The organism is Nocardioides sp. P5_E3, assembly GCF_054049275.1.
Genome location: NZ_JBFUMR010000002.1, coordinates 14,836 through 40,192, shown reverse-complemented (window position 1 = coordinate 40,192; position 25,357 = coordinate 14,836). Strand labels below are relative to the sequence as shown.

Genomic DNA, 25,357 nt, shown 5'->3' with positions numbered 1-25,357 from the left:
GCACTTTGAGGCGTGCAGGCGGGTCTGACACCATCAGCCGCATGGACGCGATCACCTTTCCTCCGGCTCCCACCAACGAGCCGAACCTGACGTACGCCCCTGGCAGCGCGGAGCGGGAGACCCTCGTCACCGAGCTGGCCCGGCTGGAGAAGAAGCAGCAGTCGTTCCGTGCCGTGATCGGCGGCAAGCGTCGCAACGGCGGTGGCGCGGAGATGAAGGTCGTCCAGCCGCACGACCACGCCCACGTGCTCGGCACCTTGAAGAACTCCACGGTCAAGGACGCCGAGGCCGCGGTGAAGGCCGCCAACGACGCCGCGCCGGCCTGGCGGGCGATGCCCTTCGACGAGCGCTGCGCGATCATCCTCAAGGCCGCCGACCTGCTCGCCGGCCCGTGGCGCCAGACGCTGAACGCCGCGACGATGCTGGGCCAGTCGAAGACGGCGTTCCAGGCCGAGATCGACGCCGCGTGCGAGCTGATCGACTTCTGGCGCTTCAACGTCCACTACGCCAAGCAGATCCTCACCGACCAGCCGATCGCCAACAGCCCGGGCATCTGGAACCGCACCGACCACCGCCCGCTCGAGGGCTTCGTCTACGCGATCACGCCGTTCAACTTCACCGCGATCGCGGGCAACCTGCCCACCGCTCCGGCGTTGATGGGCAACACGGTGATCTGGAAGCCGTCGCCGACCCAGCAGCTCGCCGCGTCGCTGACGATGGAGCTGCTGGAGGAGGCCGGCATGCCGCCCGGCGTCATCAACATGCTCCCCGGTGACGGGATCGAGGTGTCGAAGGTGGCGCTGGGTCACCGGGACCTCGCGGGCATCCACTTCACCGGCTCGACCCCGACGTTCCAGCACCTGTGGCGCACGGTGGGGGAGAACATCACCGGCTACCGCTCCTACCCGCGCATCGTGGGCGAGACCGGTGGCAAGGACTTCATCGTCGCCCACCCGTCGGCCGACCCCGACGTGCTGCGCACGGCGATGATCCGTGGTGCCTTCGAGTTCCAGGGCCAGAAGTGCTCGGCCGCCTCGCGTGCCTACGTGCCGAAGTCGGTGTGGGCGAAGATCAAGGACCAGCTGATCGCCGACACCGAGGCGCTCGCGATGGGTGACGTCACCGACTTCACGAACTTCATGGGCGCCGTGATCGACGACCGGGCGTTCGCCAAGCACAAGGCCGCGATCGCGCGCGCCAAGCGGCAGAAGCACCTCACCGTGATCGCCGGCGGCCAGACCGACGACTCGGTCGGCTACTTCGTCCGGCCGACGATCATCGAGTCCACGGACCCGACCGACCAGATCTTCGCCGACGAGTACTTCGGCCCGATCCTGGCCGTGCACGTCTACGACGACGCGCGCTTCGAGAAGGTCGTGGAGCAGATGGAGTCGTTCGCCCCCTACGCCCTGACCGGCGCGATCATCTCGCAGGACCGTGCGGCCATCGCGTGGGCGCGCAAGACGCTGCGCTTCGCCGCGGGCAACTTCTACATCAACGACAAGCCCACCGGTGCCGTCGTCGGCCAGCAGCCCTTCGGCGGCGGTCGTGCGTCCGGCACCAACGACAAGGCCGGTGCCGCGGTCAACCTGCTGCGCTGGACCTCGCCGCGGTCGATCAAGGAGACCTTCGTGCCTCCGAAGGACCACCACTACCCGCACCAGGGCTGACGTCCGGACGCCCGAGCTGATGGGGGAGGATGGGGGCGTGCTCGCCCCCGTCCTCCCGCTCCGCCCCCTGTGGCACATGGGTGCGCTGCACCCCTACGAGCAGGCGCTCACGCTGCTGCTGGCGTTCGGTCCCTTCGTGGTGCTCGGCCTGGTGATCTGGCGCCGGCGCGGCGAGGACGACGAGCACCTCAGCTGAAGACGGGCACGTCCAGTCCCACGAGCGCGTCATAGGACTCCGCGAGCAGCGCGGTCATCGAGAGGCGAGCCACTCCACGCCGGTGCGGTGCTCGGTGTCGAGCGCCTTGCCCAGCATGTCGGCGACGAGGCCCTCGATCTTGCCGCCGACCAGCGGCAGCCGGACGGTCACCTCGAGGTCGACGCGCTCGGTGGTGCGCCCGCCCGCCTCGACCAGCGTCGCGGTGCCGGACATCTCGCCCGGCTTGCCGGGGATGGCGATCTCGACGTCGGCGTGCTCGGTCGTGCGCCACGACTCGACCTGCACGATCCTGATCTCGTCGCCGACGAGCTTGGTCGCGAACGACGGCAGGCCGGAGGACGACTGCACCTGCTCGATCGTGACGACGCCGCCCTCGACGGTGGCACTGCCGCGCACGACGCGCATCCGCTCGAGCACGAGCTCGCGGAAGGTCCGGTCGGTGAGCATCGCCGCCACCTCCTCGAGCGAGGCGTCGTAGGTGAGGTCCTTGACCACGCGCTTGCCCATCCAGGGTCCTCCGGGGTGCTCGTCCGAGCGGCCGGGGCGGACGCCCCGACCGGTGCCGACATCATGGCCGACGGGGTCGCCGGGGGCGAGGACCGGCACCCCTCCCACGCCCCGACGGGCGAGGTGACCGCCGGGTACCGACCCGTGTTGTGACGGTCACAGTGGGGGTCCTAGTGTCGGAGTGTGGCGACGCTCGAGGAGACCAAGGACCAGCAGCTCGACGCAGCGACGGCGGAACGTCCGGAGTGGGGCGACCTCGTGCGCGCCTACTACCGCCACGTCGCTCCCGAGGAGGTCGCCGAGCGGTCCCCGGAGGACCTGCTGGGTGCCGTCGCCTCCCACCGCGAGCTCGCCTCCTCACGCCCGCAGGGCACCGCTGCCGTCCGCGTCGTGACCCCGACGATCGCCGACGCGGGCTGGTCGGCGTCGGGTCGATCGGTCGTCGAGGTGGTCACCGACGACATGCCGTTCCTCGTCGACTCGGTCACGATGGAGCTCAACCGGCTCGGGCACAACGTGCACGCGATCATCCACCCGCAGTTCGCCGTCGAGCGCGACATCACCGGCGAGCTCCAGCACGTGCACGCCCACGAGGCGCGGGGAGGCGCCTGGGCCGCCGTCCAGTCCGAGACCCAACCGTCGGCCCCGGAGGGCGCCGAGTCGTGGATGCACGTCGAGATCGACCGGACCGACGACGACGAGGCGGCCGAGATCACCGACGCTCTCCAGCGGGTGCTGCGCGACGTGCGCGAGTCCGTCGAGGACTGGGAGAAGATGCACGCCCAGGCCCTCGCCGTGGTCGACGAGCTCGACCAGGACCCGCCGCCGCTCGCGGCCGAGGAGCTGCGCCAGGGCCGTGACTTCCTCACCTGGCTGGCCGACGACCACTTCACCTTCCTCGGCTACCGCGAGTACCAGCTCGAGGCGGAGGAAGGAGCGCCCGAGGAGTGCGGCCTGCGCGCCCTCCCGGGCTCCGGCCTCGGGATCCTGCGCCACGACCAGGACCTGTCCGCCTCCTTCGCCAAGCTGCCCCCGCTGGTGAAGGCCAAGGCCCGCGAGAAGAAGCTCCTGGTGCTGGCGAAGGCCAACTCGCGCTCCACCGTGCACCGCCCGGCGTACCTCGACTACGTCGGCGTCAAGACGTTCGGCCCCGACGGCGAGGTCGTCGGCGAGCGCCGCTTCCTCGGCCTGTTCTCCAGCGCCGCCTACACCGAGTCGGTCACCCGCATCCCGGTGCTGCGCGAGAAGGTCACCGAGGTCATGCGCCACGCGGGCTTCGACGCGCGCAGCCACGCCGGCAAGGCGCTGATGGACACGCTGGAGAACTACCCGCGCGACGAGCTGTTCCACACCTCGCCCGACGAGCTGGCGCCGGTCGCGCAGGACGTGATGAGCGCCCGTGAGCGTCGCCAGCTGCGGGCGTTCGTGCGCCGCGACACCTACGGCCGCTACGTCTCCGTCCTCGTCTACCTGCCCCGCGATCGCTACAGCACCGCGGTGCGCGAGCGGTTCGCTGCCATCCTCACCGAGGACCTCGGCGGCGAGCACGTCGAGTTCACCGCTCGGGTCAACGAGTCCACGACCGCCCACGTGCACTTCGTGGTCCACCCGCCCAAGGGCGGCCAGATCGCCGAGATCGACGTCGCCGAGCTCGAGCGACGGCTCACGGAGGCGTCGCGGTCGTGGCGCGACGACTTCGTGGCCGCCGTCGTGAGCGAGCACGGGGTCGACGAGGGGTCGAGGCTGGCGCGGGCCTGGGCCAATGCCTTCCCCGAGGCCTACAAGGAGGACTACCAGCCGCAGCGCGGATCGGCCGACCTCGGCCGGATCGAGGCCATCCCGGGCGAGGTGGGCATCGACCTCGCGCTGTTCGACCAGGACGAGCGCGGCGGCCACTACCGACGCGGCGAGTCGCGGCTCAAGGTCTTCCGCGTCGGTGAGCCGTTGTCGCTGAGCGCGATGCTGCCGATGCTCACGTCGATGGGCGTCGAGGTCGTCGACGAGCGCCCGTACGAGCTCACCGGGCTCGCCCGACCCTCCTTCATCTACGAGTTCGGCCTGCGCCACGGCCGGACGCTCGCGCCCCGCGAGCGCACCCTGTTCGCCGAGGCGCTGCGCGCGGTGTGGGACGGCTACAACGAGATCGACGGCTTCAACCAGCTGGTCCTCGCCGCCGGGCTGACCTGGCGCCAGGCCACCGTGCTGCGGGCATACGCCAAGTACCTCAAGCAGGGCAACTCGCCCTTCGCCCTCGACTACATCGAGGAGGCGCTCCGCAGCAACGTCGACATCACCCGGCTGCTGGTGGAGCTCTTCGAGTCGCGCTTCGACCCCGGTCGCGACGACCGCTCGCTGGAGCACGACGCCGAGGCGCGGGTGGCCAAGGTGGAGGCGGTCGAGGAGCGGCTCGCCAAGGCCCTCGACGACGTCGTCAGCCTCGACCACGACCGCATCCTGCGCTCCTACCGCACGCTGGTCCGGGCGACGCTGCGCACCAACTTCTTCCAGCGCTCTGCCGACGGCGAGGTGCACCCCTACATCTCCTTCAAGCTCGAGCCGTCGGCCATCCCCGACCTGCCCGAGCCTCGCCCGCGCTTCGAGATCTTCGTCTACAGCCCCCGCGTCGAGGGCTCCCACCTGCGCTTCGGCGCGGTGGCGCGCGGCGGCCTGCGCTGGTCGGACCGTCGCGACGACTTCCGCACCGAGGTGCTCGGACTGGTCAAGGCGCAGATGGTGAAGAACACCGTCATCGTGCCGGTCGGCGCGAAGGGCGCGTTCTTCTGCAAGCAGCTCCCCGACCCCTCCGACCGCGACGCGTGGCTGGCCGAGGGTGTCGCCTGCTACAAGACCTTCATCTCCGGCCTGCTCGACATCACCGACAACCTCGTCGACGGCGTCACGGTGCCGGCGCGCGAGGTCGTGCGGCACGACGGTGACGACACCTACCTCGTCGTAGCCGCCGACAAGGGCACCGCGACGTTCTCCGACATCGCGAACGGCGTGGCCAAGGACTACGGCTTCTGGCTGGGCGACGCGTTCGCCTCCGGCGGCTCGGTCGGCTACGACCACAAGGCGATGGGCATCACCGCCAAGGGCGCCTGGGTCTCGGTGCAGCGGCACTTCCGCGAGATGGGCATCGACTGCCAGGCCGAGGACTTCACCGCGGTCGGCATCGGCGACATGTCCGGCGACGTCTTCGGCAACGGCCTGCTCTGCTCCGAGCACACCCGGCTGGTGGCGGCCTTCGACCACCGCGACATCTTCATCGACCCCTCGCCCGACGCCGCGTCGTCGTACGCCGAGCGGCGCCGGCTCTTCGACCTGCCGAGGTCGAGCTGGAAGGACTACGACTCCTCCCTCATCTCCGAGGGCGGAGGGGTCTGGTCGCGCTCGGCCAAGTCGATCCAGGTGTCGGCCCAGGTGCGTGAGGTCCTCGGGCTCGCCACCAGCGTCACCTCGCTGACGCCCGCCGAGCTGATGAAGGCGATCCTGGTCGCGCCGGTCGACCTGCTCTGGAACGGCGGCATCGGCACCTACGTGAAGTCGTCGGAGGAGACCAACGCCGACGCCGGCGACAAGGCCAACGACGCGATCCGCGTCAATGGCGAGGACCTGCGCGCCCGGTGCGTCGGCGAGGGCGGCAACCTCGGCTTCACCCAGCTCGGGCGGGTCGAGTACGCCCGGTTCGGTGCTGGCGGCGACGGCGGCCGGATCAACACCGACTTCATCGACAACTCCGCCGGTGTCGACACCTCCGACCACGAGGTCAACATCAAGATCCTGCTCGACCGCGTCGTGCGGTCGGGCGCGATGGGTGAGGACGCCCGCAACGAGCTCCTGGCCGAGATGACCGAGGAGGTCGGCCTGCTCGTCCTGCGCGACAACTACGAGCAGAACCTCGCGCTCGCCAACGCCCAGGCCCACGCGCCGTCGCTGCTGCACGTGCACGAGGACTGGATGCGCGCGCTGGAGAAGCGCGGCGTGCTCAACCGCGAGCTGGAGGGACTGCCCAGCACCCGCCAGGTACGGCGCCGCCTGGACCGCAAGCAGGCGCTGTCGACCCCCGAGCTCTCGGTGCTGCTGGCCTGGACCAAGATCGTGCTCGCCGAGGAGCTCGTCGAGTCCGACCTGCCCGACGACCCCTACCTGCGCGAGGACCTGCTCGCCTACTTCCCGAGCCGCATGAAGCCCGACCTCGAGGCAGCCATCGAGGACCACCCGCTGCGGCGCGAGATCATCGTGACCCAGGTGGTCAACGACCTCGTCAACGGTGCCGGCATGACGTTCTGGCCCCGCCTGCAGGGCGAGACCGGAGCCTCCCCGGCCGACCTGACGCGGGCCAACTTCGTCGCCCGCGAGATCTTCGGATCGCTGCCGCTGCGGCACGAGATCTCGGCGCTCGACAACCAGGTGCCGGCCGAGCGCCAGACCCGGATGCGCATCGAGATGCGCACCTTGGTGGAGCGCGCGTCGCGCTGGCTGGTCACCAACCGGCGACCGCCGCTCGACTCGGGCGCGACGGTCGAGTTCTTCCGCGGTCCCGTCCAGCGGGTCATGGCCGAGCTGCCCGGCATCATGAGCGGGCGCGAGCTCGACGACTACCGCGGCCGCGAGAAGCGGCTCAGCGACCAGGGCGTGCCCGGTGACCTCGCCTCCCGCATCGCGGTCCTGGCGTCCGCCTACGCCCTGCTCGGCATCGTCGAGACCGCCGACCGGCTCGGCCTCGACCCCGTCGACGTGGCCCGGGTCCACTTCGCGCTGGGGGAGCGGCTCGGCCTGCCGGCGCTCGTGGAGCGGATCTTCGCCCTGCCCCGCGACGACCGGTGGCAGACCATGGCGCGGGCCGCGGTGCGCGACGACCTCTACGGCGTCCACCAGCAGCTGACCGCCCAGGTCCTCGGCTCCACCGACGCCGCCGACTCGGCGCCCGCTCGCGTGGCCGCCTGGGAGGACGCCGACGAGGAGCTGGTGGGCCGCGCGGCGTCGACGCTCGAGGAGATCTGCCGCGAGGAGACCGCCGAGCTGGCCCGCCTGTCCGTCGGTCTGCGGGTGGTGCGCGGCCTGCTGTCCTGAGACCTGTGGGCTAGGACCCTCCTGGAGCCCGACCGGTCAGAAGAGCAGTAGCGCGGCGACGACACCGGCCGCCACGACCGCCCACCGGAAGACCGCGTCCGGGAGCTTGCGGCCGATGCGGGCGCCGACGTAGCCACCCACCAGCGAGCCGGCCGCGAGCAGCACCACGACGTCCCAGCGGGGGTCGGCCACCACGATGAAGATCAGGCCGGCGACGACGTTGCCGACCATCAGCGACAGGGTCTTGAGGCCGTTGACGATGCGCAGCTCGAGGTCGGTGCCGATGCCGAGGACGGCCACCATCATCACGCCCGCGCCCGCCCCGAAGTAGCCGCCGTAGACGCCCGTGATCGTGGCGAACGCGGTGGTCGCGGGGGACATGTGCCGACGCTCGGCCAGCGCGACGCCGTGCCGCGCCTCGTGGCGAGCCCGCAGCCACCTCGCGATGCGGGGCTGCACGCCGACGAGCAGGCAGGTGAAGAGGATGAGGTAGGGGACGATCGCCTCGAACACGCCCGGCGGCAGCCCGAGCAGCAGGGCCGCGCCGACGACGGCCCCGAGGGCGCAGACGAGGACGATCGTCCGGGCGATCGGGCCCGCCTCGCGGACCTCGGTGCGGTAGCCGAGGACGCCACTCAGGCCGCCCGGGATCAGGCCCAGGGTGTTGGACACGTTGGCCACGACGGGCGGGAGGCCGATGGCGACCAGCACGGGGAAGCTCAGCAGAGACGCCACCCCGACCGTGGACGAGAGCACGCCGGCGCCGAACCCGGTGGCGAGCACCAGGAGCGCCTCGAGTGAGGTCACTGCGCCTCGCGGATGATGGCGACGTCGCTGACCATCGCGACGTGGGCGTGCATCGCCTCCGCGGCCGCGGCCGGGTCGCCGGCGCGGATCGCCTCGGCGATCGCGCGGTGCCCGGCCAGGGAGTCCTGCGGTCGGCCGGGCTGGCCGAGCGACTCGAGCCGGGTCTCCTTGATCAGGTCGCCGATCTCGTCCATCAGCCGGGCGAGCAGGAGGGAGTGGGAGGCGGCGGTGACGGCGCCGTGGAAGCGCTCGTCGCCCTCCACGCCGCGGCCGCCGGCCTCGATGTCGGCGGCCATGAAGGCGAGGGCGTCGTCGATGCGGGCGAGGTCGTCGTCGGTGCGTCGGGCGGCGGCGAGCGAGGCGATCTTGGTCTCGAGCGCGTCGCGGGTCTCGATCACCTCGGGCAGCCGGTCGGCGTGGCTGCGGATCGCCTCGACGATGCGGCTCGACTTCTGGTGGCGCGCGGTCACGACGGTGCCGTCGCCGTGGCGTACCTCGACCACGCCGACCACCTCGAGCGCCACGAGCGCCTGGCTCAGGGTGGCGCGGCTGACGCCGAGGCGCTGCGCGAGCTCGCGCTCGGGCGGGAGCTTGTCGCCGGCCCGCAGGCCGTTGTCGTCGATCCACGCCGAGATCTGCCCGGCCACCTGCTCGTAGAGACGCGTGCGGAGCAACCGCGGCGGGAAGGACGACGACTCGGACATGGCACCAGCCTATTGACGATCGGCTCATTGTCCTATTGGCTAGGCCACTGAGCCAGCATTGTGACGAGGGCCACCCCCCGCGACCCCGCCGTGCCGGCACTTCACTCGGAAGGTGACCGTTATGGGTCCGGAATGGATTGCGATCATCGCGCTCGTCGCGCTGTTCGTGGTCGGCACCGTGCTGCCGATCAACATGGGAGCGCTGGCCTACGTGGCCGCGTGGTTCGTGGGCATGTACTCCCTCGACCTCGACGAGAAGGAGATCATCGCCGGAGTCAGCGGCGACCTGATCCTCACGCTGATCGGTGTCACCTACCTGTTCGCCATCGCGCGCAACAACGGCACGGTCGACCTCATCGTGCGCACGGCGGTCAGGGCCGTCGGCGGACGCGTGGCTCTGATCCCCTGGGTGATGTTCGCGGTGACCGCAGTGCTGACGGGCATCGGCGCGGTCAGCCCGGCCGCCTGCGCAATCATCGGCCCCATCGCCCTCGGCTTCGCCGGTCGCTACGGCATCAGCCCGCTGATGATGGGCATGTTCGTGGTGCACGGCGCCCAGGCCGGCGGCTTCTCGCCGATCAGCATCTACGGCGTCATCACCAACTCCGTCATGGAGGACGCCGGGCTGCCGTCGAGCGAGATCACCGTCTTCCTCGCCAGCCTGATCGTCAACACCATCATGGCGGCGATCCTCTTCGTCGTCCTCGGTGGCCGCAAGTTGATGGCGATGCGGATCGACCCCGACGACCCCGACACCCTCGACGAGGACCTGCACCGCGGCGGCGCCACCGTGCCGGCCCGCGGCACCGGAGCCTCGACGACGACCGGCACCCGGGCCGTCGGCGTCCGTCACGACCAGATCCTGACCCTGGTCGCGTTCGTGGCCGTCGCGCTCGTGGCACTGATCTTCGACAAGAACATCGGTTTCGTCTCCATCACCGCCGCCGTCATCCTGGCGATGCTCGCGCCCAACGAGCACAAGGACGCGGTCAAGCAGATTGCCTGGCCCACCGTGCTGCTGGTCGCGGGTGTCAGCACCTACGCGACGATCCTGACGACCGCCGGGTCGCCGGAGTTCGTCGGCAACTGGGCCGCCGGCCTCGGAGTCGCCGCCATCGGCGCGCTGGTCCTCTGCTACGTCGGCGGTGTCGTCTCCGCGTTCGCCTCGTCGACCGCGCTGCTGCCGGTGATCATCCCGATCGCCGTCCCGCTCATCGCCGACGGCGGCATCAACGCGGCGATGTTCGTCGCAGCCCTCGCCGTCTCCTCGACCATCGTCGACGTCAGCCCCTTCTCCACCAACGGTGCGCTGATGCTCGCCAACAAGCCCGACACGATCGAGGAGCCGGTCTACTACAAGCAGATCCTGACCTACGCCGTGATCGTCACCCTGGCCGGGCCGCTGCTCGTCTGGGCCGCCCTCGTCCTCCCCGGATGGTGAACACCGACATGACCGAATTCACGACCGGATCCGCGACCGGACCCCTCGCCGACCTCCTCGTCGTCGACCTGACCCGCGCGCTCGCGGGGCCGCACGCCACCCAGATGCTGGGTGACCTCGGCGCCCGCGTGATCAAGGTGGAGGCGCCGGGCAGCGGCGACGACACCCGCGGCTGGGGCCCGCCGTTCGTCGGCGAGCCCGACGCCCGCCAGTCGACGTACTTCCTGTGCACCAACCGCAACAAGGAGTCGATCGCCCTCGACCTCAAGGAACAGACCGACAAGGACGTGCTGGTCGGGCTGGTCGAGCGCGCCGACGTGCTCGTCGAGAACTTCCGCACGGGCGTCCTCGAGCGGCTCGGCCTCGGCATCGAGGAGCTGATGCGCCGCAACCCGCGCCTCGTCGTCCTGTCGATCACCGGGTTCGGCCACGATGGCCCCGAGGGTGGCCGCGCCGGGTATGACCAGATCGCGCAGGGCGAGGCCGGCCTGATGTCGCTGACGGGATCCGGACCCGACGACCCGCAGCGGGTCGGCGTACCCATCGCGGACCTGCTGTCCGGCATGTACGGCGCCTACGGCGTGCTTGCCGCGCTCCACGAGCGGGAGCGCACCGGCACGGGCACGGTCGTGCGTACGTCGCTGCTGGCGTCGGTCGTCGGCGTCCACGCCTTCCAGGGCACCCGCTGGACCGTGGCCGGCGAGGTCGGGCGCGCGCAGGGCAACCACCACCCGTCGATCGCGCCCTACGGGCTGTTCCACTGCCGCGACGGTGCCGTGCAGATCGCCCTCGGCAGCGAGGGCCTGTGGAAGAAGTTCTGCGCCGGCTTCGGGCTCGACCCCGATGCCGAGGGCATGGCCACCAACGGCGAGCGGGTCGGCCGCCGCGAGCAGGTCATCGAGGTCGTCGAGCAGGCGTTCGCCGACTGGGACGCCGAGCCGCTGCTGGCCCGGCTCGCCGAGGTGGGCGTGCCGGCGGGCAAGGTGCGCACCCTCGACGAGGTCTACGAGTGGGACCAGGTCGCCAGCCAGGGACTGCTGGTCGACGTCGAGCACCCGACGCTCGGCGGCATCACGCTCCCCGGCCCGCCGCTGCGGTTCTTCGACGCCGAGGGCACCGAGGTGACCCGCCGCGACCACGTCGCGCCGCCGCTGCTCGACCAGCACGCCGACGAGATCCGCGCTTGGGTCGGAGGTGGCGGAGCGTGACCCAGCAGACGACGCCGAAGCGCTGGACCGCGCACGAGCTGCTCGACCTGGTGCTCGACGAGGGCACCTTCGCCTCGTGGGACGAGCCCATCGACCTGTCCTACGCCGACGCCGACTACCGCGCCGCTCTCGAGGGCGCGGCAGCGAAGGCAGGCACCGACGAGTCGGTGCTGACCGGGCGTGGCGAGGTCCGCGGTCGGCCGGTAGCGGTCGTCGTCAACGAGTTCCGCTTCCTCGCCGGCTCCATCGGACGCGCCGCCGCGGACCGCATCACCGCGGCCGTGCGACGGGCGACCGCCGAGGGGCTGCCGCTGCTGGCCAGCACCGCGTCGGGCGGCACCCGCATGCAGGAGGGCACGCCCGCCTTCGTGCGGATGGTCGAGATCTCCCGCGCGCTGATGGACCACCGCGCCGCCGGCCTGCCCTACCTCGTCCACCTGCGCCACCCCACGACCGGCGGCGTGTACGCCTCGTGGGGCTCGCTCGGCCACGTGACCGTCGCGGAGCCCGGCGCGCTGGTGGGCTTCCTCGGCCCCAAGGTCTACGCCGGCCTCAACGGGCGGCCGTTCCGACCGGGCGTCCAAGTCGCGGAGAACCTCGCCGCCGCCGGTGTCATCGACGGGGTCGTGGCCGCCGAGGACCTGCCCGCCATGGTCGACAGCGCCCTCGCGGTGCTGGTCGACGGACCCGGCTCGGGCCGGTTGCCGCTGCGCGCCTCGCGCCCGATCGGCGACCACACCGCCTGGGACAGCGTGGAGCGGACGCGTCGTACGGACCGGGTGGGCGTGCGCGACCTGCTCGCCCACGGCGCCACCGGCACGTTGCAGCTGCGCGGCACCGACGAGGGCGAGCGCGACTCGACCGTCCTCGTCGCGCTGACCCGGCTCGACGACCAGCCGTGCGTCGTCATCGGCCAGGACCGCTCCCGGCAGGTGCCCGGGCACGCCATGGGACCCGGCGCGCTGCGCGAGGCGCGGCGCGGGATGCGGCTGGCCCAGGAGCTCGGGCTGCCGCTGGTCAGCGTCATCGACACCCCCGGTGCGGAGCTGTCGCCCGAGGCGGAGGAGCGCGCCATCGCCGGCGAGATCGCCCGCTGCATCGCGACCCTCACCACCATGACGGTGCCGACGGTCTCGGTGATCCTCGGGCAGGGCTGCGGGGGAGGGGCGCTGGCGTTCCTGCCTGCGCGGACGGTCATCGCAACCGAGCACGCCTGGCTCTCCCCGCTCCCGCCGGAGGGCGCGAGCCTGATCGTGCACGGCGACACCGCCCACGCGGCCGAGATGGCCGCGCGCCAGCGGGTGCGGGCCGCGGACCTCCTCGCCGACGGCGTGGTCCAGCACGTGGTGCCCGAGGTCGACGACGAGTCGCGGAGGGACCTCGCGGTCGCGGTCGCCGCCGAGGTCGGCGCCCGGCTGCGCGAGCTCACGGGTCGTACGCCGGTCGCCCACGCCTCCTGACGGGCCTGAACTCAGGGCGCCGCTGCGGCGGTGCCCCAGCCACCTTCCGCGCGACGGAAAGGTGGGTGGCGCACCGCTCGCGGGCTGCGGACGAGGCTCAGCTGGCCTTCTTGGCCTGCTTCTTCGCAGCGGTCTTCTTGGTCGCGGTCTTCTTGGCCGTCGACTTCTTGGCAGCCGTCTTCTTAGCGGGGGCCTTCTTCGCCGCGGACTTCTTGGCGGTGGTCTTCTTCGCCGGCTTCTCGTCGTCGGAGTCGTCGTCCGCGTCGGCCTCGCCCCGCGCGGTCTTCGCGGCCGCCACCGACTTCTGGAGCGCGGCGAGCAGGTCGACGACCTCGCCGGAGGTCTTGGTGGAGGTCTCGGTGCGCTTGATCTCGCCGCCCTCGATCTTGGACTTCACGAGCTCGTCGACCGCACCGGCGTAGTCGTCCTCGAACTCGCTCGCGTCGAAGTCGCCGGCCAGCGTCTCGACGAGCATGTGGGCCATCTTGACCTCTTGCGGCTTGGCGTCGTCGACCTCGACCTTGAAGTCGGGCATGCGCACCTCGTCGGGCCACATCATCGTCTGGAGCACGATGACCTCGCCGGCCTCGGTCTCGCGGACCCGCAGCACCGCGATCGTGGTGCGCTGGCGCAGCGCGACGGTGACCACCGCCATCCGGTCGGCGTCCTTCAGCGCCTGGCGCAGGAGTGCGTAGGGCTTGGCGCCGGCGCCCTCGGGCTCGAGGTAGTAGGACTTCTCGAAGAGCAGCGGGTCGATCTGCTCGCGGGGCACGAACTTCTCCACCGCGATCTCCCGCGACGACGTCGACGGCAGCTGCGACATGTCGTCGTCGGTGAGGATGACCATCTCGCCGTCCTCGGTCTCGTAGCCCTTCGCGATGTCGGCGTAGGCCACCTCCTCGCCGTCGAGCGAGCAGACGCGCTGGTACTTGATGCGGCCGCCGTCCTTGGCGTGCACCTGACGGAACGACACGTCGTGGCTCTCGGTGGCGGCATAGAGCTTGACCGGGACACTGACCAGGCCGAAGGAGACGGCACCCTTCCAGATCGCACGCATGAGCCGACGATAGCCGTCGCCGCCGACAGCCGTCTCCCCTCGGCGGGTGCCGCGGCTGCGGAGCGGCGGGTGCCAGACTGCTCGCGTGCGCCCGATGCTCGCCAGCAAGACCGACCGCGTCCCGACCGGCGCGCAGTGGCTGCACGAGGTCAAGTGGGACGGCGTGCGCGTGCTCGTCGACGCACGCGACGGCGTCGTACGCATGACCAGCCGCAACGACAACGACGTCACCCCCGCCTGGCCCGACCTCGCCGCGCCGCCGCTCGGCGACCGCGACCTGATGGTCGACGGCGAGGTGATCGCCCTCAACGAGCGCGGCGTCCCCGACTTCCGGGTGCTGCAGCACCGCATGCACGTCCGCAACGCTCGCGAGGTCGCGCGCCTGGTCACGTCCGTGCCCGCGACCCTCATGGTCTTCGACCTGCTCCGCCTCGACGGCGAGGACCTCACCGCCCGCCCGCTGGAGGAGCGGCGCGCGCTGCTCGAGGGGCTTCCGCTGGGCGACTCGAAGTGGCAGGTCCCGGCGGCGTACGACGACGGCGACATGCTGTTCGACGCCACCCTGCAGCAGGGGCTCGAGGGCGTGGTGAGCAAGCGTCGCGGCTCGCGCTACCGCTTCGACGCCCGCAGCGAGGACTGGCGCAAGCTGGCCCACCGCCACCGCGGGTCGTTCGTCGTCGGCGGGTGGCGCCCGCAGACGGGTACGACGGACCGGCTGGCGTCGCTGCTCGTCGGCGAGCAGACCCCCGACGGCCTGCTCTACCGCGGCCGCGTGGGCAGCGGCATCGCCGGAGCGACCAGCACCCGGCTCGGCGCCCTGATGGCACCGCTGGCGGCCGGGGCGTCGCCGTTCGCCGACGAGGTGCCCCGCATCGACGCCGCCGGCACCTTCTGGGTCGAGCCGCGGGTCGTGGTCGACATCGACACCCACGGCCTGGGCTACGAGCGGTTGCGGCAGCCGTCGTTCCAGGGCGTCCGCGACGACCTCTCGCCCGAGGACCTCGCATGACCACCCCACGACGTTCTTCTCCTCCGCTCCGCTCCTCCGAACAACGCCGCGGGGACCCCGGGATGAGGAGACTGCTGCTGTCGACGGTGGTGGCGACGCTCGTGGCCACTGACCTGCTCGCGCCGACCGGCGCAGGAGCCGAGGCCCGGCAGGCCGACGTCGTCCGCCTCGACGGCGTACGCGTCGAGCTCCGCGCCGGCACCACGCAGGTCGTCACCGTCGACCACAACCGCGGCGTGCGCGCCCGGGTCTCGCTGTGGCGGCTGACCGCCGACGGGTGGGAGCGGCAGCTGACCACGTCCGACGGTCGCACCGGCTACGGCGGCCTCGTCGACGGCGACCGACGACGGCAGGGATCGGGGACGACGCCGCTGGGCACCTACGGACTGATCTCCACCTTCGGCACCCACGCCGCCGACCCGCGCGCGTCGCTGCCGCACCACCGGATCCGCAAGGGGGACCACTGGGTGCAGGACAACGCCTCAGACTTCTACAACCAGCTGCGCAACCAGCGCGACGGCGGCTTCCGGTGGTGGCTGCCGAAGTCCGACCCGGACTCCTCGGAGCGGCTGACCGACTACCCCGGCAGTACGAGTGGTCGATCGTCACCGACTTCAACATCGAGCAGGTGCGCCACCGCGGCTCGGGGATCTTCCTCCACGTCAACGGGCACGGCGCCACAGCCGGCTGCGTCAGCGCGCCGCGTCGGTTCATCCGCTCGCTGGTGCGGCTCCTCGACCCCGCCCGCGTGCCGGTGATCGGCATCGGCCGATGAGCGAGCTCCAGGTCGACGTCGACGGCCGCACCCTGACCATCAGCAACCTCGACAAGGTGCTCTACCCACGCACCGGCACGACCAAGGGCGAGGTGCTCAACTACTACGCGCAGGTCTCGCCGGCGCTCCTCCCGCACCTGAAGGACCGCGCGGTCACCCGGATCCGCTGGCCGCACGGGGTGGAGAAGGGGAGCTTCTTCGAGAAGAACGCGCCGGGCGGCACGCCGTCGTGGGTGCGTACGCACGAGGTGTCGACCACGGGCTCGCGCTCCGGCAAGGGGGACGGCACGATCCGCTTCCCGATCTGCGACGACCTCGCCACCCTGACCTGGCTGGCCAACCTCGCCTCGCTCGAGCTGCACGTGCACCAGTGGACCGTCGACGCCAAGGGCCGGCCCCGCCACCCCAACCGCCTCGTCATCGACCTCGACCCCGGCGAGCCGGCCGGGCTCCACGAGTGTGCCCAGGTGGCGCTGATGGTGCGCGACGCGCTGGCCGAGCGCGACCTCACCTGCACCCCGGTGCTCAGTGGCAGCAAGGGCCTGCACCTGTACGCCCCGCTGCCGGACGGCCGAGGCAGCCTGGACAGCGACGGCACGACCGCGCTTGCGAAGGCGGTCGCCGAGGAGCTCATGAAGGAGCACCCCGACCTGGTGACGAGCGTGATGACGAAGGCCAAGCGGCCCGGCAAGGTGTTCCTCGACTGGTCGCAGAACTCCGGTTCCAAGACCACGATCTCGCCCTACTCCCTGCGCGGGCGCGAGCGTCCGACCGCCGCCGCGCCGCTGACGTGGGACGAGGTCGAGGAGGGCGCCGAGGACGACCTGGCGCTCGAGCAGCTCACCATGGACCAGGTGCTGGAGCGGGTGGCTCGGCTGGGTGACGTCTTCGAGGCCTGACCCCCTCCGTGCGGGTGTTCCGCGCAGATGTCCGCTGGATTCGCCCCATGTGCGTCGGGACCTGCATCTATGCTCTCGCCATGGCTCACGACGTGCTGGTGGTTGAGGACGAGGAAGACATCGCCGTCCCCCTCATGCGCACCCTCGAGCGTGAGGGCTACGAGGTCAACCGCGTGTCCGTGGGCGCCGACGCCGTCGCCTTCGCCGTGGGAGAGGGTCCGGCGGTCGTGATCCTCGACCTCGGCCTGCCCGACATGGACGGCATCGACGTGTGCCGCCAGATGCGCTCGGGCGGCTACCTCGGCGGCATCATCATGGTGACCGCCCGCGCCGGCGAGCTCGACCGGGTCGTCGGCCTCGACGTCGGCGCCGACGACTACCTCGCGAAGCCGTTCGGCCTCGCCGAGCTCCTCGCCCGCGTGCGCGCCCTCCTGCGCCGCAGCGGCAGCACGCCGGCTCCGGACGACACCACGGTCACCACCTCCTCGGGCCTCAAGATCGACGCCGCCTCGCGCCGGGTGCACCTCGGCGACCGCGAGATCGCGCTGACCGCCAAGGAGTTCGACGTCCTGGCCGTCCTCGCCAACAGTCACGACAAGGTCGTGCCGCGCGAGACGCTGATGAACGAGGTCTGGGACCAGAACTGGTACGGCTCGACCAAGACCCTCGACGTCACCATCGGCCGCCTCCGCAGCAAGCTCGAGGCCGCCGCGGCCGGCGAGAAGGTCGTCGCGATCCGCGGCGTCGGCTTCCGGCTCGAGACCGGCACCTGAGGCCCGACGGCTAGTTTGGACGGGTGCCCGACACCCCGCAGCACCACGACGTCCTGATCGTCGGTGGCGGCAACGCCGGCACCTCCCTCGCGGCCCGGCTGCTGCGCGACGGCGCGCCCGACGTCGCCGTGATCGAGTCGCGACCGGTGCACCGCTACCGCCCGCTGCTGAGCTACGTCGGCGGCGGCGAGGCCACGATGTCGTCCCTCTCGCGCCCGGCCGATCGTGTGGTGCCGGACGGCTGCACGACGCTGCGTGACGAGGTCGTCTCGGTCGACCCCTCCGCGATGTCCGTCGACACCCGGTCCGGGCGCCGCTTCACCTGCCGGACGTTGGTCGTGTGCCCCGGCCTCGACGAGGACTGGGACGCCACCCCCGGCCTGCGCGAGGCGTACGACGCCGGGTGGGCCGCGTCGACCTTCGACGACGACACCGCCGCGCGGGTGTGGCCAGCGCTGGGCGGGCTGCAGTCCGGGCGGGTGGTCTTCACCCTGCCGCCCGAGCCGGCGCCCTGCGGCGCGACCGCGCTCAAGCCCCTCTTCATGGCCTGCGACCACTGGCGCCGCGCCGGTGTGCTGGACGACATCGACGTGCACCTGGTGCTCCCCGGCGCCTCGCCGCTCGGTCTCGACGGCCCGGACGCGCTGCTGGAGGAGGCGCTGGCGTCGTACGACGTCCGCGTGCACCGCGAGTCGACCGTCTCCCGGCTCGAGGGCCGCAGCGTCACGCTGGCCACGCCGGCGGGGGAGGAGGTGGTCGCCGACGTCGCCCTCGCGCACGTCGTGCCGCACTACCGCGCGCCCCGGTGGGTGGTCGACGCCGGGCTGGCGGGCGAGCGCCCGGCCGGACTGGTCGACGTCGACCCGCTGACGATGCGCCACCGCCGCTTCCCTGACGTGTGGTCCCTCGGCGACGTCGCCGACCTGCGGACCCGGCCGTCCGGAGGGGCCCTGCGCAAGCAGGTCGCGGTCCTGGCGCTCAACCTCCTCGCCGCCCGCCTCGGCCGTCCGCTCGCGCACTACGACGGCTACACCGTCATGCCGATCACCACCGCCCGCCACCGCCTGATGCTCGTCGAGGTCGACCGCGACGGCCGGCCGCAGCCGACGGTGCCGTTCCCGGACCTGACGAAGCCGCGGGCGGTGACGTGGTGGGTGGACCGCTACGTGCTGCCGCAGGTCTACTGGCGACGGATCCTGCGCGGCCGCGTCTAGCATCCCGTCGGCGGAACGACTCGGCGAGCGGGTGCAGGTGAGCAACAAGGCCCGTGAACTCGCTCTGCACGCGGGTTCGGACCTCGCCCTCATCCGAAGGGGTGGGCTGTCTCGAGCGGAGGCGCACGCGCAGTACCCATCATGCGGTAGCACGGGTTCGTTTCAGAGTTGGGCCGACGTCGGCGCTCCTACGGTGCGACCAAGTCTCGGACCGTCCATGTGGAGGTCTCCTGATGTGCGCTTCGCTGGCTTGGCCCCGCCTTCTCCGCCTCCTCCTCGTGGTCGCACTGGGTCTGAGTCCGGTGGCGCTGCTTCCCGGCGCCGCTCATGCGGCGGACATCTCGATCTCCGGCACGATCACCGGCACGCCGTACGGCGCCGGCACCGCGGATCCACAGCAGGGCGTCACGGTCGGGCTCTTCCTGGAGGGGAGCTACGCAGCGCCGATCGCGACCGACACGACGGATGCGGAGGGCGCCTACGCGTTCGCGGACCTGGAGCCGGGGTCCTTCAAGCTCCGTGCGGTCAAGGCGGAGTTGAAGACGACGTGGTACTCCGGTTACTTCAACCCYCARGACGCGACAMTKCTGACCSTCRACGMGGGTGMYCACYWCACSGGCATCTCCTGGAACCTCGCCGACGCGACCACGGAGRTCTCGGGGACGATCACCGGCACTCCGTTCGGCGCGGGCACGGCGGATCCGCTGCCGGGCGCAACGGTCGGTCTGTACRTCGAAGGGGACTACGCCGCGCCCATCGCYACTGACACCACCGAYGCGCTGGGCGCGTACGCCTTCCCCGGCGTCGCGCCGGGCTCCTACAAGGTGCGCGCCTCGAAGGTGCAGTTCAAGACGACGTGGTACTCCGGYTACTTCAACCCCACCGACGCCACCACACTGCCGATCAACCCCGGCGACCACTACACCGGCATCTCCTGGAACCTGGGCGACGCGACGACCGAGATCTCCGGGTCCATCACCGGCACGGCGTACGGCGCCAACCAAGCGACGCCGGTGGACGCCGCGACCGTTGACCTCTTCGTCGAGGGCGAGTACGCCAGCCCCATCGCCACCACGACGAGCGTGGCCGGCGAGTACTCCTTCCCGGCCCTCGCGGCGGGCAGCTACAAGGTGCGAGCATCCAAGGCCGGCTTCAAGACGACGTGGTACTCCGGCTACTTCAACCCCACGGACGCAACGGTGCTCCCGATCAACGAGGGCGACCACTACACCGGCATCAGCTGGAACCTCGCCGACGCCACGACTGAGATCTCCGGACAGATCAACGGCACGCCGTACGGCGCCAACCAGTCCAGCCCGCAGGCGGGGGCCTCGGTTGCGTTGTTCACCCAGGGGTCGGGGGCGACCCCGACGGCGACCACGGTCACCGACGCCCAGGGCGACTACACGTTCCCCAACGTGGCTCCCGGGACCTATGAGCTGCGCGCGTCCAAGGACCAGTTCCAGACGATGTGGTACTCCGGCACGCCCCTGCGCGCGGACGCCACGGCGATGGCCGTCACGCCCGGAGATCACTACACGCAGGTCAGCTGGCACCTGCCCGATGCCACCACCAGCATCGAGGGGCAGGTGTTCGGCACACCATGGCCCGACTACCAGCAGACCGAGCTCGTCGGCGCCACGGTGGAGCTGTTCACCGTCGACAACACCGACACCCCGATCGCCACCGACACCACCACAGCCGACGGCTCCTACGCCTTCGACGGTGTCGCCGCCGGCGAGTACAAGATCAGGTTCACCAAGGACGGCTGGCAGCGCCAGTGGTACTACTACGGCACCACAGCAGGCCAGGCCACGCCGATCGCGGTCTCGCCCGGCGTCCACTACACCGGGATCAGTGTCTGGCTGGCCGACGCGAGCATCGGTATCAGCGGCACGATCACCGGGTGGCCGTTCGATGCGTCCGAGGGTGTCGCGCTGCCGGGTGCCCAGGTCGCCCTGTTCACGCAGGCCAACACCAGCGTTCCGCTTGCAACTGTCGCCGCCGGCGCGGGCGGAAGCTACGCCTTCGCCGGTATCGACGCCGGGACCTACCTCATCCGCGCCAGTGCCCCCGGCTACGTGACGCGATGGGCCTACTACGCGACGTCCGCGGCTGAGGCAACGCAGTTCGTGCTGGCCGCGGGCGACCATCTCCAGGTGGACCTCGCCCTTGACGACGCGAGCACCTCGCTGGGCGGCACTGTCTACGCGACCGCCTATCCCTCAGGCGAGCAGACCACGCTCTCGGGCGTGACTGTGAAGGTGTTCCCCGCGGCAGCCACGGGTGGGCCTCCGACGGCCACGACCACGACCGGTGGCAACGGCAGCTACCAGTTCGCCGGTCTGGCCGCCGGCTCCTACAAGGTCCAGTTCGTCCCGCCGGCCGCCTCCGACTACGGCTCCGTCTGGTACGGCGGTAGCTCGACCGCCGAGAACAGCAGCGAGCTCGAGGTGACGGCCGGAACACACCTCACGTGGGTGGACGCCTACCTGAGCGATACCTCGACCTCGCTGGCTGGAACGGTCAACCACGGCGCCCCCGACAACCCGGTGAACGAGGCCACGGTGAGCGTCTACTCGCCGGGTGACACCGTCACGCCCGTCGCGACGACCACCACGGCACCGAACGGGTCGTACTCCTTCGTGGACCTGCCCGCCGGCAACTACCTGGTGAAGTTCAGCGCGGCGACGTACGCGACGCAGTGGTACTACGGCTCACAGACGGCGCTCGGCGCGAGCCAGGTCGGCATCCAGCCCGGCTCACACCTCACCGGGATCGATGCCTATCTCTCCGTTCCCGGTTCTGACTGGGAGGAGATCTCGACCCCCACCATCACTGGCCTGGCCGAGGTGGGAGCGGTGCTGACCGCCGTGCCCGGCACGTGGTCCCCGGCCCCCACGTCGTTCCACTACCAGTGGGCCGTCGGCGGTGCTGACGTCGCGGGCGCAACGACGTCGACGTTCACGGTGCCCGCGTCGGCCAAGGGACAGAAGGTGACCGTGACGGTGTACGGCGTGAAGGCCGGCTTCCCGCAGATCCCGCAGACCAGCAACCCGCTCACGATTCCGTCGTGGAAGGCGAGTGACATCCCACCTGCCCTGAGCGCTCCCGCCGGCACGGTCACGGTCAGCCAGGTCAATGCTGATCCCTCTGGTGTGGCGATCTCCTCCACTCCGGTGCTCGGGTTCCCGCGCAGCGGCGCCGATCACGTGGTGATCTCCAGCGGCGACGCGAACGAAGCAGCCGCGGTGGGCGACCCGGGGACGTTCATCAGCACCAACCTGGAAGGCTCGGCCGGAGCGGACGGTAACGACCTGACGCAGCTGGTGCTGCAGGTGACGCCTCCTGCGGGGTCGACCTGCCTGCTCTTCGACTTCGTCTTCGCCTCCGAGGAGTTCCCCGAGTATGTCGGGTCCTCCTTCAACGATGTCTTCACCGTGGAGACGCCGTCGTACAGCGTGACGAAGGTGAACGGCGCCATCTCCGCGCCGAACAACGTGGCGGTGGACAGCGCGGGCAACATGGTGTCGATCAACACCGTCATCGGCCTGGCCTCGAAGCCGGGCACCGTGTTGGACGGAGCGACCCCGCTCCTCGTCGCTTCGGTCCCGGTCGCAGTCGGCCAATCGACCCCCGTCGTGCTGTCGGTCCAGGACATCGGGGACAGCGCGTACGACTCGGCGGTCTTCATCGACTCCTTCAGGTTCGGCTCCGGGGGACAGTGCTCGTCGTCGGTGGACCCGGTCGTCCCGATCAGCGGCCCGACTCCCGTCATCTCGGGCGGCAACGCAGTCGGTGCCACCCTCACCGCGGAGCCGGGCAGCTGGGCGCCTGACCCGGTCGACCTGGCGTACCAGTGGGCGGTCGACGGCATCGACGTGCCAGGAGCCACCGGCCCCACGTTCTCGGTGACCCGCGACCACGTCGGCACGACCATCACGGTCAAGCTGACCGGTAGCAAGCCCGGCTACCAGTCGGTGTCCCACACCAGCGCTGGCATCGACATCCCGGACGGCCCCGCCGTGACGGGACCGAAGCCGACCATCACCGGCACCCCGGCACTCGGCAGCACGCTCACTGCGGTCCCCGGCGAATGGCAGCCGTCCGGCGTCACACTCAGCTACGTGTGGAAGGCTGACGGGCTTGCGGTTGCCGGTGCCAGCGGTGTCACCTTCGTGCCGGGCCCCAACCAGGTCGGCAAGGCGATCACGGTCTCGGTGACCGGAGCCACGGACGGCTATGCCAGCAGCACCCGCACGAGTGACCCCACCGCAGACGTCGCGGCGGGCACCCTCACGACCGCTACGCCGACCCTGTCCGCGCCAGTGCGGGTGGGCCAGCCCGTCACGGCCTCCACGGGAACCTGGTCACCGGTGCCGGAAGAGTTCTCCTACCAGTGGCGGATCGACGGCGTGCCGGTCTCGGGCGCCACCGACTCGACCTACCTGCCCGACCCAGGCGACCTGGGCAAGACCTTGACGGTGTCCATCACCGGCACCAGGACCGGCTACGCGACTGCGGCGGCAACCAGCGCGGGCACCGTCGTGGGGGCGGGTGTGCTCTCGACCGGCACCCCGACGGTGTCGGGAACGCCGAAGGTGGGTGAAACGCTCACCGCGACCCCCGGCACGTGGGGCCCGGTCCCGGTGAACCTGGCCTACCAGTGGCGTGCGGACGGGACACCGGTCGCGGGTGCGACCACGGCGTCGTTCGCCGTACCGGCCGATGCGGTCGGGAAGGTGATCTCGGTCGCCGTGACGGGCACGAAGACCGGCTATGCCGCAGCCACGGTGGTCTCGAGTCCGACGGCTGCAGTCACTCTTGGAGCGCTCTCCACCGGCACGCCTTCTGTGAGCGGAACGCCGAAGGTGGGGGAGACCCTGACCGCGGCCCCGGGCACGTGGGGTCCGGACCCGGTGAACCTGGCCTACCAGTGGCGGGCGGACGGAGCGGCGATCGGCGGCGCGACGTCATCGTCCCTCGCGGTGACGGCCGGCATGGTCGGGAAGAAGATCTCCGTCGCGGTGACGGGTACGAAGACCGGGTATGCCGCAGCGACGGTCGTCTCGGGGGAGACGGCCGCGGTCGCGCCGGGCACGTTGTCGGCGGGCACTCCGTCGGTGTCCGGTACGGCGAAGGTGGGGGAGACCCTGACCGCGGCCCCGGGCACGTGGGGGCCTTCTCCGGTCGACTTGGCCTACCAGTGGCGGGCGGACGGAGCGGCGATCGGCGGCGCGACGTCATCGTCCCTCGCGGTGACGGCCGGCATGGTCGACAAGAAGCTGTCGGTCGCGGTGACGGGTACGAAGACCGGGTATGCCGCAGAGACGGTGGTCTCGGGTGAGACTGCTGCGGTCGCGCCGAGTGCGCTGCCTGCCCTGACCCCCGGCACGCCGACGGTGTCGGGAACGGCGAAGGTGGGCGAGACGCTGACCGCGGCCCCGGGCACGTGGGGTCCCTCTCCGGTCGACCTTGCCTACCAGTGGCGGGCGGACGGAGCGGCGATCGGCGGCGCGACGTCATCGTCCCTCGCGGTGACGGCCGGCATGGTCGGGAAGAAGATCTCCGTCGCGGTGACGGGTACGAAGACCGGTTATGCCGCCGAGACGGTCGTCTCGGGGGAGACGGCGGCGGTCGCGCCGGGCACGTTGTCGGCGGGCACTCCGTCGGTGTCCGGTACGGCGAAGGTGGGCGAGACCCTGACCGCGGCCCCGGGCGCGTGGGGGCCCGGCGCCGTGGACCTGACCTACCAGTGGCTGCGCAACGGGTCTGCCATCTCCGGCGCCACAGGGGTGACGTACGTCCTGGGTGCCGGCGACGCGGGTGCGACAGTCTCCGTCAGGGTGACCGGCACGAAGAAGGGGTTCGACCCGTCGTCGGCCACGAGTGCACCCACGCAGACCGTGGCGACGGCCGTCTCGACCTTCAGCTCGACACCGGTGCCGCAGGTGAGCGGCATCGCGCAGGTGGGGGAGAAGCTCACGGCTGTCCCGGGCGTCTGGGCTCCCGCGGGAGCCCAGTTCACCTACCAGTGGCTGGTCAACGGAACCGTCCTCCCAGGTGCCACCACCTCGGTGATCTACGTGGCGCCCGGCGCTGTGGGCAAGAGGTTCTCGGTGCGTGTCACCGGGTCCCAGCCCGGCTTCACGTCCGCCACGGTCACGAGCGCCCAGACCGCGGCCGTCGTGCTCGGCGAGATCGACGGCTCCACGCCGAAGATCAAGGGCACGCCCAAGGTCGGCCAGAAGCTGAAGGCGGTACCCGGGGCCTGGCAGCCGGCGGGAGTCACGCTGACGTACCAGTGGAAGGCGGACGGGAAGAAGCTCAAGGGCGCCACGAAGAAGACCCTGGTGATCCCTGCTGCTGCCAAGGGCAAGCGCATCACGGTGACCGTCAGTGCGACGCTCGCCGGCTATGCCAAGACGAGCGAGACGAGCAAGAAGACACTGTCGGTGAAGGGGTAGGTCACATGGAGGACGCCGTCGTCGGCGTTCGGTGGCCACGCCACCGACTCATACTCGTCGAGGTCGACCGCGACGG

General features: G+C 71.2%; 16 protein-coding genes. 12 read left to right on the top strand and 4 right to left on the bottom strand.

Annotated features, from left to right (window positions below):
* Positions 1–41: 41 nt before the first annotated feature.
* Entirely contained in the window at positions 42–1,670 is a 1,629-nt protein-coding gene (gene pruA / locus ACXJKB_RS01185; RefSeq protein ID WP_457184670.1) for an L-glutamate gamma-semialdehyde dehydrogenase, read from the top strand.
* A 37-nt stretch (positions 1,671–1,707) separates the two neighbouring features.
* The gene (locus ACXJKB_RS01180; protein WP_300046351.1) at positions 1,708–1,866 is read left to right on the top strand and encodes a hypothetical protein; all 159 of its coding nucleotides are present in this window, start codon (positions 1,708–1,710) and stop codon (positions 1,864–1,866) included.
* Positions 1,867–1,920: 54 nt separating this feature from the next.
* Here the strand turns inward: ACXJKB_RS01180 and ACXJKB_RS01175 are convergent, their stop codons facing one another.
* Positions 1,921–2,502 carry a DUF2505 domain-containing protein gene (locus tag ACXJKB_RS01175; RefSeq protein ID WP_457184669.1) on the bottom strand — a complete coding sequence of 194 codons (582 nt, stop codon included), beginning with the start codon at positions 2,500–2,502 and terminating at the stop codon, positions 1,921–1,923.
* 75 nt (positions 2,503–2,577) lie between these two features.
* On the opposite strand from ACXJKB_RS01175, the gene ACXJKB_RS01170 reads away from it, so the two are divergent.
* Positions 2,578–7,467, top strand: a complete 4,890-nt coding sequence (locus ACXJKB_RS01170; RefSeq protein WP_457184668.1) for an NAD-glutamate dehydrogenase — start codon at positions 2,578–2,580, stop codon at positions 7,465–7,467.
* Positions 7,468–7,503: 36 nt separating this feature from the next.
* On the opposite strand, the gene ACXJKB_RS01165 is transcribed toward ACXJKB_RS01170, so the two are convergent.
* A complete protein-coding gene (locus ACXJKB_RS01165; RefSeq protein ID WP_457184667.1) occupies positions 7,504–8,274 on the bottom strand; it encodes a sulfite exporter TauE/SafE family protein in 771 nt (256 codons plus the stop codon).
* On the bottom strand, positions 8,271–8,978 hold the full coding sequence (locus ACXJKB_RS01160; protein ID WP_457184666.1) for a FadR/GntR family transcriptional regulator: 708 nt from the start codon (positions 8,976–8,978) through the stop codon (positions 8,271–8,273). The genes ACXJKB_RS01165 and ACXJKB_RS01160 overlap by 4 nt, the downstream gene beginning before the upstream one ends.
* A 121-nt stretch (positions 8,979–9,099) precedes the next feature.
* Between ACXJKB_RS01160 and ACXJKB_RS01155 the strand changes: the two genes are divergently transcribed.
* From ACXJKB_RS01155 to ACXJKB_RS01145, 3 genes are read left to right on the top strand one after another with little or no spacing between them, the layout of a single operon-like run.
* Positions 9,100–10,419 carry an SLC13 family permease gene (locus ACXJKB_RS01155; protein ID WP_457184665.1) on the top strand — a complete coding sequence of 440 codons (1,320 nt, stop codon included), beginning with the start codon at positions 9,100–9,102 and terminating at the stop codon, positions 10,417–10,419.
* Between the two features lie 8 nt (positions 10,420–10,427).
* Complete coding sequence (locus tag ACXJKB_RS01150) at positions 10,428–11,627, top strand: CaiB/BaiF CoA transferase family protein (RefSeq protein WP_457184664.1); 1,200 nt, start codon at positions 10,428–10,430, stop codon at positions 11,625–11,627.
* Positions 11,624–13,087, top strand: a complete 1,464-nt coding sequence (locus ACXJKB_RS01145; RefSeq protein WP_457184663.1) for a carboxyl transferase domain-containing protein — start codon at positions 11,624–11,626, stop codon at positions 13,085–13,087. Before ACXJKB_RS01150 ends, ACXJKB_RS01145 begins: the two co-directional genes overlap by 4 nt.
* A 97-nt stretch (positions 13,088–13,184) precedes the next feature.
* Here ACXJKB_RS01145 and ku read toward each other — a convergent pair whose 3' ends face one another.
* A complete protein-coding gene (ku, locus tag ACXJKB_RS01140; protein WP_457184662.1) occupies positions 13,185–14,144 on the bottom strand; it encodes a non-homologous end joining protein Ku in 960 nt (319 codons plus the stop codon).
* 94 nt (positions 14,145–14,238) lie between these two features.
* On the opposite strand from ku, the gene ligD (ACXJKB_RS01135) reads away from it, so the two are divergent.
* From ligD (ACXJKB_RS01135) to ACXJKB_RS01110, 6 genes are all read left to right on the top strand, one after another.
* Positions 14,239–15,153: a non-homologous end-joining DNA ligase gene (ligD, locus tag ACXJKB_RS01135; RefSeq protein WP_191196704.1), complete on the top strand. Its 915-nt coding sequence runs from the start codon at positions 14,239–14,241 to the stop codon at positions 15,151–15,153.
* 62 nt (positions 15,154–15,215) lie between these two features.
* Positions 15,216–15,911, top strand: a complete 696-nt coding sequence (locus ACXJKB_RS01130; protein WP_457184661.1) for a L,D-transpeptidase family protein — start codon at positions 15,216–15,218, stop codon at positions 15,909–15,911.
* 13 nt (positions 15,912–15,924) lie between these two features.
* Positions 15,925–16,827 (top strand): non-homologous end-joining DNA ligase, encoded by a 903-nt coding sequence (gene ligD / locus ACXJKB_RS01125; RefSeq protein ID WP_457184660.1) that lies wholly within the window; start codon positions 15,925–15,927, stop codon positions 16,825–16,827.
* A gap of 80 nt (positions 16,828–16,907) precedes the next feature.
* Positions 16,908–17,600 (top strand): response regulator transcription factor, encoded by a 693-nt coding sequence (locus ACXJKB_RS01120; RefSeq protein WP_191196348.1) that lies wholly within the window; start codon positions 16,908–16,910, stop codon positions 17,598–17,600.
* Between the two features lie 23 nt (positions 17,601–17,623).
* Positions 17,624–18,814, top strand: a complete 1,191-nt coding sequence (locus ACXJKB_RS01115) for an FAD-dependent oxidoreductase (protein ID WP_457184659.1) — start codon at positions 17,624–17,626, stop codon at positions 18,812–18,814.
* 278 nt (positions 18,815–19,092) lie between these two features.
* Entirely contained in the window at positions 19,093–25,281 is a 6,189-nt protein-coding gene (locus ACXJKB_RS01110) for a carboxypeptidase regulatory-like domain-containing protein (RefSeq protein WP_457184658.1), read from the top strand.
* Positions 25,282–25,357: the final 76 nt, after the last annotated feature.

Excerpts from the sequence above, each read along its gene's own strand:
- pruA (WP_457184670.1), top strand. The coding sequence starts at position 42 with ATGGACGCGATCACCTTTCCTCCGGCTCCCACCAACGAGCCGAACCTG.
- ACXJKB_RS01160 (WP_457184666.1), bottom strand. The coding sequence starts at position 8,978 with ATGTCCGAGTCGTCGTCCTTCCCGCCGCGGTTGCTCCGCACGCGTCTC.
- ACXJKB_RS01155 (WP_457184665.1), top strand. The coding sequence starts at position 9,100 with ATGGGTCCGGAATGGATTGCGATCATCGCGCTCGTCGCGCTGTTCGTG.
- ACXJKB_RS01150 (WP_457184664.1), top strand. The coding sequence starts at position 10,428 with ATGACCGAATTCACGACCGGATCCGCGACCGGACCCCTCGCCGACCTC.
- ku (WP_457184662.1), bottom strand. The coding sequence starts at position 14,144 with ATGCGTGCGATCTGGAAGGGTGCCGTCTCCTTCGGCCTGGTCAGTGTC.
- ligD (WP_191196704.1), top strand. The coding sequence starts at position 14,239 with ATGCTCGCCAGCAAGACCGACCGCGTCCCGACCGGCGCGCAGTGGCTG.
- ACXJKB_RS01130 (WP_457184661.1), top strand. The coding sequence starts at position 15,216 with ATGAGGAGACTGCTGCTGTCGACGGTGGTGGCGACGCTCGTGGCCACT.
- ligD (WP_457184660.1), top strand. The coding sequence starts at position 15,925 with ATGAGCGAGCTCCAGGTCGACGTCGACGGCCGCACCCTGACCATCAGC.
- ACXJKB_RS01120 (WP_191196348.1), top strand. The coding sequence starts at position 16,908 with ATGGCTCACGACGTGCTGGTGGTTGAGGACGAGGAAGACATCGCCGTC.